The following is an 11,265-nucleotide window of genomic DNA, read 5'->3' as shown; positions in this document are numbered from 1 at the left end:
TAAAGTATCTTTTGAGATTTTCTTTCAGAATGCCGATTTAAACCCCAATGCCCATCTCATTACGGGGCTGATATGCGGGTATCGGATCGAGGAAATAGAAAATCCTCTGACGCGAAAAGTCAGGTATTTGGATAAGTTGGTCGATGAGTTGGCGAAGGGCAAAAAGTTGGAAAAAATCCTGAGAACTTCGTAGCGTGTTTTTATCGCTAATGTATTTACCACGGAGGTACCTTTATTGGTAAAACGTCCATCATTCAAAGTCCATAAATCGCAGCCCGTTATTGTAGAAATCACATCGGCCGAATAAGCAATAAATGGCGTTCAGAACTTCTCATTAGGAGATTCCGAACGCCTCTCTTTCCACATCAGCTTAATAAGGGGATTTTATTTTCTCAAAAGAAGCAGGTCTTTTCGGTTGAGGGCGGGATTGTATCGGTCACAGATATAGAGGTCTTTTTTGCCGTCGCCGTTCAAGTCGGCGGCCATGACGCCCAACGCGTCACGTACGTATTTTTTGCCGAAAACTTTTAGGGTTTCGTCCGTAAAGTGTCCTTTGCCGTCGTTCAGGTACGCTTTGAGGTGCGCTCCAAACACATTGGCGAGAATGAGGTCAATGTGTCCGTCATTGTTTAGGTCTTCAAAAATCGCGTCAATCGTATGGTCGGTATCTTTGGGCAAACGTTGATCCGTTTCGTCGGAAAACTTCCCTTTGCCGTCGTTGATAAACAGGCGGTTTTGCGGGTCTTTGTTTCCTCTGAAATTGACATTGGCCAGAAAAACGTCTAAATCACCATCATGGTCCACGTCGGCAAAAGCAATCTTTCGGGTTTCGAGGTTGTCGTTTTTGGGTAAGTGCGTACCGGAAATGTCCTCAAAAAAGCCTTTCCCGCTGTTTCGGTACAGTACATTACCATCTTCGTTAGCTTCAAAAAGGTCGAGGTCACCGTCGTTATCCACGTCCATTAATGCCAAATCCTGGGTTACTTTCGCCAAGGCAGGCATCCTTTTATCATCGGCTTTAAAAACGCCTTTGCCTTGATTAATGTACACGGTATTTTGTCCGTTGTTCCCAAAGATCACATCCAGTTTTTTGTCCCCGTTCAAATCGGCTGCGATGACGGCATTGGCTTCTGAATCAGGGAATTGATACTCCGCTTTTGCAAAAAAGCCTTTGCCTTTATTGAGATACAACTCGTGGACTTTGTCATCTTCGGAGCAGAAAAGTAAATCTGGCAATCCGTCTTGGTTAAAATCTTTGACCACCACATCTTCCGAATCATGCACGGGTTGGGGTAATCGTTTTTCCGATTCGTCTTCAAACTGCCCTTTGCCGTTATTGATAAGAATGGTGTTGGCTTTAAATTCATTGGCCAACATAATGTCCAAATCGCCGTCTTGGTCAATATCAGCCGCCTGCACATCCATACTTGGGCCTTTGGTGCCCGTTTCGGGCAAATTGGCGCTTGCGTCTTCAAAAAGTGGTTTCGTGACCATTTCCAAAGGTTTTTGCAATACCTCTTTCATCCAATTGCAGGTGTAGTCAAACACCTCCAGATTGAAGCGCGAAGCGGCGTATTGCTGATAGGCCTGCGGATTTTTCTGCCACTCCATAAACTCCGCCATCGTTCCTATTTTCTCAAACGTATGAGTGGTTTTCTCCGCCAACCAAAACGTACCTTTGCCCGGGTGTTGGGCATTGACGTGCTTTATCAAAGCAATGTTATCGTCGGCATTGTTGGCAGCGATGTCACATTCACCGTAGATAGCCAACACGTAGTTTTGATAGTCCGAAAGGGCTTTGGCAACGTTAAATTCGTTGAGTTCTTTGAACGTATTTATGCTTCGGCCGCTTGGTCCCAATTGGGTTTGGGGGTTATAACTCAGCATTTCCTGCATAGCCAACATCCCCATCGGGTCTTTGGTGATTTCTTCCACGGTCTTTTTCCCGTAGAAAAAATCGTAGAAATAGGGTTTATATTTTTCCAAATCCTCCCTCAAATCCCCCAAATCTTCACCGCGTAGACTCAACTGAATCAGGTAAGCGTCGCAGAGATATTCAGCCCACGGCTTAAACCCTGTGCCATAGACGGTCATGCCGCGAGGCTGAAATTGGGCGGCCAACAGCGGGGCGGTAGTCCCGCCCATGGAATGCCCGAAAAGAAAGATTTTGTCTTTTTTGATGTCTTTCAACGCCAACAGGTTTTCATACCCCGCTTTATACATTTCGAGTTCTTCCCGAAACCCCATTTCCTCGCAAGGCCCAAATCCTTGATTATCCCCCATATCTCCTTTTTCCATGCGATACACCGCAAAGCCCCGTTCCACCATCGCATCAATCGCCTGCTTGGTTTTGTCGAGTGTCTGCATGTTGTCCAGCGAATAGCAGGGCAAGCCTTGCAGGAAATAAATCGTGCCCAACGGTTTTTGATTTTTTGGGGTTTTGAGAATGGTGCGGACAAAGCCGTTTTTGTAGGCAAACTCGCCATAGATCACTTCGGCAGTGGGTGAGGTTTCGCGCGGCCGTTCCAGAGCTGTTCCCTGCAAAACCATTTCTTTGCCATTTCGGAGCAACTGCACGGTAACGGTTTCCCCAGCGCGCAGTTTTTTGGCCTCTGTCAGTAGTTGATTGGGTTTGGCAATGGGTACACCATTCAATTGAGTAATGATGTCATCTTTTAGAATACCGAGTTTGGCAGCGGTCGTATTAGAAACAGCTACCTGCACAATGGCCCCTGATTGATAATTTAATCTTTTGGCTAACGTATCGGGTACATTTTGGTAAAAACTAACGCCCAAGCTGCCTTTGCGTTTGATATTCTGGGCAAATACGTTGTGGATGGCGATTATACAAAGCACCATTACACCAATGCGTTTTATCATGGCTGTTAAAGGATTTTAGGAGTACGGAAAACGGATTTACGGAATACGAGTAAATGGAGAACGGTTAACGGATACACGGAACACGGTTAAATGGATATCGGAAAACGATTAACAGTTACACGATTAACGAATACACGGATAACGATTAACGGATCAACAGTTACACGGCGGGGCCGCCCGCGCGGTAACGGGTACACGAATAACTTAATGTAACATTTGATATAGCCACTGCCCCGACATGTAACCGACGCTGAAGATTTTGATGAGACATGCAATGATAAAAATGGGCAGAAAAACCTTGAATAGTTTGGTTTTGGTGATTTGTTCTGTTGTCATAGCTCTTAGAATTTAGTTACCACAAACCTGTGAGGTTTTTATTTTGATAGCTTACAAACCTCACAGGCCTCAATGCCAAAAGTAAGGGTTCTATGACGTAGGCAGGTTGTCAAAAATTGCTATTTTTAAAAGTAGAAGGGCTATTGCCTGTATATTTTTTGAAGGCTTTACTGAACATCTGCAAGTCCGAGAATCCACAACATTCAGCGACTTCATTGACAGACAAGTTACTCTCTTTCAACAACTTTTGGGCATGAGCCATGCGCCGGGCGATTAACATCTGAATGGGCGTTTGACCGTAGCATTTCTTAAACAATCGAATAAAATGATACAGCGACAGTCCTGCTTCAATTGCTAAATTTTGGGCATTGAGCGGCTGGACAAACTCATGTTCAATGAGTTGTCGGGTCTTTTCAAGTTTCAAATACAAATCTCGCTGCGCTAACGGTCGGACCGCGTCAAGCGCGCGTATCTTCTGATGCAGAGGCATCAATTCAGTTACTACATTATCCGCTACTTCAAAGAAAAATTCGGTTGTGTCGAGAATTGTATCTTGCCCTTCCGTAAAATTCTGGGCTAATTTTTCAAGATAATTTCCCGTAGAAGACTGCTTTGTGCCGATGATTTGCTCGGGCATGGCCCTGCCGAGCAGAAAATCGGCCAAATGAGGGTCGGGCTCCTGTGTGTTGGGGCTGAGATGACTGGCCGTTACCTGTTTCAGAATATCCGCCGAAAGATTAATGCAAATTCCAACCACCTGCTGTTTACTTTCAATTTCCACTATCCCTCGGTTGTTTTCGTTGGTCAGCAGAAATTGCTTCTCTTTAACGCTGTAACGGCGGTTGTTGAATTGATAGACCTCTTCACCTTTCTGCACATACTTCAATGCAAGCCCGTGTGAGGTCACAGGCTCGTAATACTCGGAGAGCGACGAAAATACCAACGAATTATTGGACAACTGCCACTTTCTGAAATGGTCTTTTTGTTCCATAAACACGAGATTGGAAATCTTTTCACAAAGAATTTCCAAAAATAACCTTTTTCAGAAAGCTTGATTTCAAGTTGTGATAAATGGCTTTTGGGGTGGTCAAGATGTCCTATTTCCGTTTTTAGGTAAGGCTTTGCCTACCACCTTAGATAATAAAGCAGGCACAGTATCCCCTGAAATTTCACAAAGCAGTTGAGCTGTTGCAGCAGTAGGTTAGAAACGGGAGTTGGCCTTAACGGAAATCAGATAGTCCGCGTATACTTTATTATACAAAGCTCCTTCACGCTTCGATTGAATCAAATTAACGGCTTCTTCTCCACTGAATCCTAGATACGTCAAAATAAGTCCCGCCAATAAAGCCGAGCGATTGTGTCCCATTCCGCAATGTGACAGAACGGCATGACCATTGTCAATCAGTGAAGCCCCAAGTCGAGCTAAGGCGTGTAATTTTCTAATATCAGGCAAGTAATGATCTTCAAACGGGAAGTAAATGTACAAGGGCTGGTTGACTCCCTGCGGGATATTGGTATCCAAATTTGAGTCAAGATTAAAAATCGCATCTATCATCGTTAGCTTCAATATTTCCCAATCATCTATGGCAGGAGAAATGTACAACGGACCTGTTTCTTCAATTTTATAGAGTTGCATGATGTGCCAGTAAGGGTTTAAACATTGAGTAAAATTGGTTCAAAGACAATTTTACAAAATAAACACTAACCGTATGTCAAAAGGAGAAATTAATTTTACCTGTTAATTGACATATACGTCATCCGGACTTGCCCTTGTTGTTCAGCGTCTTTCAAAAGGAGACTCCAACCGTAAATAAACAGCGTATTTTTGATACAGAAAATGCTTCAAATAGGATTTAAAAGCCTTTTCCTTTCTTGTTTTTTGTTACTTTACACTTCTATGGTACCCCGCAGTGCATTTATACCAGTAATTTTAGATTCCTGCGGTCGAGCGGCCGATGCCGATGACAAAAATGGGGCAACAAAGTGCCCCTAAATTTCCCTATTCTCCAAAAAATTGGTTTCTTTGTAAGTAACCCCTGAAAACGCGGTTATTTATCATCCAACAACCTAATCACCCACATTTTTATGAGAATACTGTTATTCCTGACCCTTTGCTCCTGTTCGCTTTTTGCCCAAAATCCCATTGAAACCTTCACCAAAGACATGGAAAAGAAGGACGGCTTTTTGCCCTATTACTGGGATGCCAAAAAGGGGAAAGTCTATTTGGAAATCAAACAATTTGACACTGAATTATTGTATTATCCCTCTTTGGCGCAGGGGATTGGTTCCAACGACATCGGCTTGGATCGCGGTCGATTGGGACAGGAGCACGTCATTAAATTTCAACGCACAGGCAACAAGATCCTGATGCTTGAGCCCAACTACGGCTACCGCGCCCTGAGCAAAGACCCGCTTGAACGCCGCGCCGTAGAAGAATCCTTTGCGCAATCGGTGCATTGGGGATTTGAAATCGCCGCCGAAAATGCAGGAACGGCTTTGGTTGATTTAACACCTTTCCTGTTGCAGGATGCCGTAGCAGCGGTTCAGGGCATCACCCGCGCCCGTCAGGGAACCTTCCGCTTAGATGCCACGCGCTCGGCTTTATATTTGCCTAATACCAAAAACTTTCCGCAAAACACCGAGTTTGAAGTGACCATCACACTGACGGGCGACTCGCCGGGTGCCTACCTGCGCGATGTAGTTCCAACTCCTACTATTGTCACTACACGTCAGCATCATTCGTTTGTACAACTTCCTGACAATGACTACCAACCGCGCGGTTTCGATCCCCGCATGGGCTATATTTTTACGTCATTTTACGACTACGCTACACCCGTAAGCGAACCGATCACGAAGCGCTACATTGTACGTCACCGTTTGAAGAAAAAAGACCCCACGGCTGCATTGAGTGAGCCCGTAAAACCTATCATTTACTACATCGACCCGGGCGCTCCCGAACCGATTCGCTCGGCGTTGGTCGACGGTGCCAAATGGTGGAATCAGGCGTTTGAAGCAGCCGGGTACAAAGATGCGTTTCAGGTTAAACTCCTGCCCGCCGATGCTGACCCGATGGATGTACGCTACAATTTGGTGCAGTGGGTACACCGCTCCACGCGCGGTTGGTCGTACGGCACAAGCGTAGTTGACCCGCGCACGGGTGAAATCTTAAAAGGAAAAGTAACGCTGGGTTCGTTACGGGTTCGTCAGGATTACCTCATTGCGCAGGGTTTGGTGGGCGATTTTAAAACCGATTCCACCAACGTCGAAGATATGATGGGCATGTCCATTGAGCGCTTGCGACAACTCTCTGCTCACGAAATCGGGCATACATTGGGATTGCCGCACAACTACGTGTCGAGCATCCACGACCGCGCTTCGGTGATGGATTATCCGCACATGCTGGTAGAGTTGAAAAACGGTAAAGTGGATTTGACGAACGCTTATGACAAAAAAATCGGCGATTACGATAAATGGTCCATCATTTGGGGATATCAGGATTTTCCAAAAGGAACCGATGAAAAAAAGGCATTGAATACGATAGTTGACCAAATGTACGGCAAGGGCCTGTACTTTTTGACCGACCAAGACGCTCGTCCCGAAGGCAGTGCTCACCCGCAAACACACCTGTGGGACAACGGGGTGAGTGCCGTTGCTGAGTTGAAACGTATTTCAGAAGTTCGTAAACTTACTTTAGCGAATTTTGATGAGCGCAAACTCCGCATGGGCACACCAATGAGTTCGCTGGAAGAGGTTTTTGTGCCGATGTACATGTTCCACCGCTTTCAAATTGAAGCGGCCTCCAAAGTAGTAGCGGGAGTTAATTATCGTTTTTCGGTGAAAGGCGAAAAAAATCTGGAAACATTGCCCGTCAACGGCAAAGAACAACGTGAAGCATTGGCAGCGTTGTTGCAAACCATTCAACCCGATTTTCTGAAAGTACCGGATGCGGTTTTGAAATTGACCCCTCCCCGTGCTTTTGGGTACGATGCCAACCCGCGTGAGACGTTCAAACGCCGCACCGGACTCGTGTTCGACCCGCTTGGACCGCCCGAAGCCGCGGCCGGTTTGACCTTACGCATGTTGCTTAATCCCGAGCGTCTGAGTCGTTTGGTGATTCAATCTTCGATTGATGCCTCATTGCCGAGTTTGGAAGAAGTGCTGGATCAATTGATAAATTCCACTTGGAAATCAACTGCTACGCGCGTAGCTTACAACGGGGAAATTGAGCGTTTGGTAGAGAAAATGATACTGGAAAAACTGCTCGAATTGTCCAACAATAAGGAAGTAACACCGCAGGTACGGGCCGTAATCATGCTAAAAGTTAGGGACTTAGGTACTTGGATTAAAAACAAAGGAATTTCGGATGCCAAACAAAAAGCCCATGATTTGTTTGCGTTGCATCAAATTGAAACGGCCAAATCCAACCCCGCCGACCTTACCCTCACCCCTTCTATGACGCCTCCTGACGGACAGCCGATTGAATCAGGCTACGATTGGTTGGCTCCTGCCTGTGATTGGGAATTACCTGTTTTTTCGAAGCAGAGATAACCTCACCCCCCTGCCCCTCTCCTTACAGGAGAAGAGTTCTAAATCTCCCTCTCCAGAAAGGAGAGGGGCAGGGGTGAGATTAATCAAAAAATATACTGGAAATGATAACCAGTAAGAAGAAGACCACAATTACGATCAAGTAGTAAAACAAATCAATAAAAGGGTAGTCCTGACGATTCAGTTTATTAAGCCACTTATTCAACATAAATTTTGATTTCAGTCTTTAATTTGAGGGGTCAATCCAGCAAGTTGGAAAAAATTCTCACTACTTGCTACTAACTACTCGCTACTAATTTCTCGCAAATCTAATGCAAATTTTTGTAAATACTCCCCTCAACGAAGCCAACCGCAAAGCTCTCAAAAAGCAGTGGCCTGCCGGTCATGCGCTGTTTTTTAAAAATGAATGGCCGGAAAACGAACAATTGGCAGCCTTTCAAAACTCACAGGTTGTTTTAGGAAATCCACCAGCGGCATGGGTAGCAAAAACACCTCCCTTATTACAATTCTGGCAATTGGATTCAGCAGGTTTCGACGGGTACAAAAATGTAAAATTACCCAGCGTAGCCGTCTGTAACTTAGCCGATTATTTTTCAGTACCCTGTGCCGAAACCATTATAGCGGGAATCATGGCATTTTACCGGGGGATGGATGAGTTGACGTTGCTCAAAGCCGAAAAACGCTGGGTAGGTACCCCTATTCGCTTTAAGCTGAATCTACTTACGGGCAAACGTGTGGTCATTTTGGGCGCAGGAAGCATCGGTCAATCCGTACGAAAAATGCTGTCGGGCTTCGACTGCCAACTCAATATGGTGGCTCGATCCCACCCTACCGCCAACATCCACTCACCCGAAGAGTTGCTCGCCGTTTTACCCGAAACTGATTTGGTTATCAACTGTTTGCCCGGTAGTGCCAAAGGATTTTTTACGACCCAAATGATCAATACGCTTCCTCCCCATGCCGTTTTTGCCAATGTAGGTCGGGGCACCACGGTGGATGAAGCAGCGCTGATCTTGGCGTTGCAGGAAAACCGATTGGCAGGAGCTGTATTGGATGTCACCGAAGTGGAACCTTTGCCTACTGACAATCCTCTTTGGGAAATGCCGAACGTATTGCTGTCTCAACACACAGCAGGTGGACAAGCCAGCGAAGACGAAGGAAAAGTGGCTTTTTTTATTAAGAATTTCCAACGGTTTATTAACGGGCAACCGCTTGAAAATCAAGTTGATTTGGCGAAAGGATATTAATGGAGTGTAAAGGCTTAAAAGTGTAAGGATTTTATGAAAAATCAGTTCTTGTTTATTTTTGCGTTTTTATTGGTGTTTAGCAGCATTTGTCAGGCTCAGAAAAATACTGACCAAAAGGCCATTAGGCAACTTCTTATGAAGCAGGAAGCCGATTGGAACGCCGGCAATGTAGATGAGTTTATGGAAGGCTATTGGAAATCTGATTCCTTAGCGTTTATCGGAGCCAAAGGCCCTACCTACGGCTGGCAGAATACGCTCAACAACTACAAGGTTCGTTACCCCGACCGAGCTACCATGGGGACCTTGAAATTCACCATTTTACGGTTAAATCCATTAGACAAAAACGCCTACTTTGTCATCGGCCAATGGCATCTTACGCGTCCCGAAAAAGGCGACATTGGCGGGCATTTTACGTTGGTATTCAGAAAAATCAGTGGCAAATGGCTGATTGTGAGCGACCATACTTCCTGAGTGCGAAAGCAACAGTTATCTGTATATCAGTTAACCGTTATTAGATTGATTAGTAGGTGTTTACTTACTTGATTAAGAAAACAACTGTTATCGTTTTACTAGCTTCCCCTCAATTCGTTCCAACACCTCTGCCCGGAGGTTGCGACTGAGGGGAAGTTTTTCGTTTCCGATGTGTACTTCATTGCCTTCAATGCGGTCAATTTTGGCGATAGGGACCAAATACGACTTATGAATTTTAACAAATTGTTCGGTAGGCAAATAATCCTACAAACCCTTCATAGTCAGATACGTAATGTATTTTCGTTGGGCAGTTTGAATGATAATATAGTTTTCCAATGCCTTGACGTAGAGCAATTCGCGCAGTTCAATCCGCTCAATGTTACCGTCACATTTCACAAAAAAGTAATCGGCATTGGGAGCTGCCGTTTTGTTTTTTTGTTCGAAAAAAGCCTTGGCTTTCAGAGCCGCTTTCAAAAAGCGCTCCATAGAAATAGGTTTCAGCAAATAATTCAATACATTCAGTTCAAACCCTTCGAGCGCGTATTGAGGGTAGGCCGTCGTCACAATCACGGCGGGAGGATTGGGAAGGTTTTTGAGCAATTCCAAACCGCTCATTTGCGGCATTTCAATGTCCAGAAATAACAAATCTACCGAGTGTTGGGCCAATAGATTAATGGCTTTCAACGGACTTTCCGCTTGGCCCACGAGTTGCAGCCAATCCCATTCTTCGACAAACTCCTGCACGACTTTGCGGGCTATGGATTCATCATCTACGATAATGCAGTTGATTTTCATATAACCTCACCCCGCCTTTGGCCCCCCTCTCCTTTCAGGAGAAGGGATGTTATTTTACGGCTTTGGGGTGTTATGGCCGTAAATAAATCAGACAATTAGTTTCAACTCTACTTCAAACATATCCGTATTTTCTGCAATTTTCAGTTCGTGTCGTTGCGGATAAAGCAGCTCCAAACGTCGTTTTACATTGGCAATTCCAATACCTCCTGAACCATCGGCAGTTTTGACAACCTTACCGTTTTTGGTATTGAAACAACTGAACATCAGGGTATCCTTTTCCAAGGACAATCGAACAGTAATCCCGTTGTGTTTTGTTTCATGATTGCTTACGTATTTAAACGCATTTTCCACAAAAGGAGAAAACAGCAACGGAGCTACCGTAAAGCCTTTACTATTTTCACTTACCTCCACATTCACCGTCAAGTTATCGTTTTTGCGTAATCGTTGCAGATTTACGTAATTGCTCAAATAATCCAATTCTTTCTCAATCGGGACTTTTTCTACGTTGCATTCGTACAATTGATAGCGTAATAAATCCGAAAATTGCACTACCAACTGCCTTGCTTCGGGGTTGGTTTTATGAATAGAGCCGTAAATCAGATTGAGCGTATTGAACACAATATGCGGATTTATCTGCGATTTGAGATACTGCAATTCCGTCACCAATTGCTCATTTTTAATTTTTTGGACCAATTCGCGCTGGTAAAACCATTCTCGACTCAGCCAGATGGCCATCCTGAAAACCGCGTAAAAGATGGCAATGGACACATTATAAAAGGTATTGACCAACAAGGTGCGCCGCTCCAAATCCCCTACAACATAGCCATAGAGGTACATATCGTGGAGGTTTTTGAGCAAAACATACACAAGCACCACCGTCGTAACCTCGTTCTTCCCCTCCTACCTGAGTAGTCTTAATGCTCTGTGAATCAATACTTCCCGCTGTTGGCTTTTTCTTGCGAAATTTTTTTTTATGATTTGCTTTCTTCGT

At 44.8% G+C, this 11,265-nt stretch carries 11 protein-coding genes; 4 read left to right on the top strand and 7 right to left on the bottom strand.

The features are described 5' to 3' along the window. The coding region (locus Q0081_RS27795) for a DUF2200 family protein (RefSeq protein ID WP_298361243.1) at window positions 1–193 on the top strand (193 nt) is incomplete at its 5' end. 191 nt (window positions 194–384) lie between these two features. On the opposite strand, the gene Q0081_RS27790 is transcribed toward Q0081_RS27795, so the two are convergent. The 4 genes from Q0081_RS27790 to Q0081_RS27775 form a co-directional block, all read right to left on the bottom strand. Continuing rightward, on the bottom strand, window positions 385–2,880 hold the full coding sequence (locus Q0081_RS27790; RefSeq protein ID WP_298361241.1) for an FG-GAP-like repeat-containing protein: 2,496 nt from the start codon (window positions 2,878–2,880) through the stop codon (window positions 385–387). Window positions 2,881–3,084: 204 nt separating this feature from the next. Beyond that, the gene (locus Q0081_RS27785) at window positions 3,085–3,216 is read right to left on the bottom strand and encodes a hypothetical protein (RefSeq protein WP_298361239.1); all 132 of its coding nucleotides are present in this window, start codon (window positions 3,214–3,216) and stop codon (window positions 3,085–3,087) included. 109 nt (window positions 3,217–3,325) lie between these two features. Beyond that, on the bottom strand, window positions 3,326–4,207 hold the full coding sequence (locus Q0081_RS27780) for an AraC family transcriptional regulator (RefSeq protein WP_298361237.1): 882 nt from the start codon (window positions 4,205–4,207) through the stop codon (window positions 3,326–3,328). Window positions 4,208–4,417: 210 nt separating this feature from the next. Then, window positions 4,418–4,852: a dual specificity protein phosphatase family protein gene (locus Q0081_RS27775; RefSeq protein WP_298361235.1), complete on the bottom strand. Its 435-nt coding sequence runs from the start codon at window positions 4,850–4,852 to the stop codon at window positions 4,418–4,420. Between the two features lie 449 nt (window positions 4,853–5,301). On the opposite strand from Q0081_RS27775, the gene Q0081_RS27770 reads away from it, so the two are divergent. The 3 genes from Q0081_RS27770 to Q0081_RS27760 all read left to right on the top strand — a co-directional run bounded on the left by Q0081_RS27770 (window position 5,302) and on the right by Q0081_RS27760 (window position 9,479). Then, window positions 5,302–7,764 carry a zinc-dependent metalloprotease gene (locus Q0081_RS27770; RefSeq protein WP_298361233.1) on the top strand — a complete coding sequence of 821 codons (2,463 nt, stop codon included), beginning with the start codon at window positions 5,302–5,304 and terminating at the stop codon, window positions 7,762–7,764. Between the two features lie 308 nt (window positions 7,765–8,072). Further along, window positions 8,073–9,008 (top strand): D-2-hydroxyacid dehydrogenase, encoded by a 936-nt coding sequence (locus Q0081_RS27765; protein ID WP_298361231.1) that lies wholly within the window; start codon window positions 8,073–8,075, stop codon window positions 9,006–9,008. Window positions 9,009–9,041: 33 nt separating this feature from the next. Next, window positions 9,042–9,479 (top strand): nuclear transport factor 2 family protein, encoded by a 438-nt coding sequence (locus Q0081_RS27760; RefSeq protein WP_298361229.1) that lies wholly within the window; start codon window positions 9,042–9,044, stop codon window positions 9,477–9,479. 87 nt (window positions 9,480–9,566) lie between these two features. Here Q0081_RS27760 and Q0081_RS27755 read toward each other — a convergent pair whose 3' ends face one another. The 3 genes from Q0081_RS27755 to Q0081_RS27745 all read right to left on the bottom strand — a co-directional run bounded on the left by Q0081_RS27755 (window position 9,567) and on the right by Q0081_RS27745 (window position 11,111). Beyond that, complete coding sequence (locus tag Q0081_RS27755; RefSeq protein ID WP_298361227.1) at window positions 9,567–9,737, bottom strand: LytTR family transcriptional regulator DNA-binding domain-containing protein; 171 nt, start codon at window positions 9,735–9,737, stop codon at window positions 9,567–9,569. Window positions 9,738–9,743: 6 nt separating this feature from the next. Further along, window positions 9,744–10,274 (bottom strand): LytTR family DNA-binding domain-containing protein, encoded by a 531-nt coding sequence (locus Q0081_RS27750; protein WP_298361226.1) that lies wholly within the window; start codon window positions 10,272–10,274, stop codon window positions 9,744–9,746. A gap of 87 nt (window positions 10,275–10,361) precedes the next feature. Beyond that, window positions 10,362–11,111, bottom strand: coding sequence for a sensor histidine kinase (locus Q0081_RS27745; RefSeq protein ID WP_298361224.1), 750 nt, complete (start codon window positions 11,109–11,111; stop codon window positions 10,362–10,364). Between the last annotated feature and the right edge of the window lie 154 nt (window positions 11,112–11,265).

Origin of the sequence: Runella sp. (assembly GCF_027484545.1) — a bacterium.
In the GTDB taxonomy this organism is placed as follows: Bacteria; Bacteroidota; Bacteroidia; order Cytophagales; family Spirosomataceae; genus Runella.
This window is presented reverse-complemented; position numbering and strand designations above follow the sequence as displayed.

Excerpts from the sequence above, each read along its gene's own strand:
- Q0081_RS27790 (WP_298361241.1), bottom strand. The coding sequence starts at position 2,880 with ATGATAAAACGCATTGGTGTAATGGTGCTTTGTATAATCGCCATCCAC.
- Q0081_RS27785 (WP_298361239.1), bottom strand. The coding sequence starts at position 3,216 with ATGACAACAGAACAAATCACCAAAACCAAACTATTCAAGGTTTTTCTG.
- Q0081_RS27780 (WP_298361237.1), bottom strand. The coding sequence starts at position 4,207 with ATGGAACAAAAAGACCATTTCAGAAAGTGGCAGTTGTCCAATAATTCG.
- Q0081_RS27775 (WP_298361235.1), bottom strand. The coding sequence starts at position 4,852 with ATGCAACTCTATAAAATTGAAGAAACAGGTCCGTTGTACATTTCTCCT.
- Q0081_RS27770 (WP_298361233.1), top strand. The coding sequence starts at position 5,302 with ATGAGAATACTGTTATTCCTGACCCTTTGCTCCTGTTCGCTTTTTGCC.
- Q0081_RS27765 (WP_298361231.1), top strand. The coding sequence starts at position 8,073 with ATGCAAATTTTTGTAAATACTCCCCTCAACGAAGCCAACCGCAAAGCT.
- Q0081_RS27760 (WP_298361229.1), top strand. The coding sequence starts at position 9,042 with ATGAAAAATCAGTTCTTGTTTATTTTTGCGTTTTTATTGGTGTTTAGC.
- Q0081_RS27750 (WP_298361226.1), bottom strand. The coding sequence starts at position 10,274 with ATGAAAATCAACTGCATTATCGTAGATGATGAATCCATAGCCCGCAAA.
- Q0081_RS27745 (WP_298361224.1), bottom strand. The coding sequence starts at position 11,111 with ATGTACCTCTATGGCTATGTTGTAGGGGATTTGGAGCGGCGCACCTTG.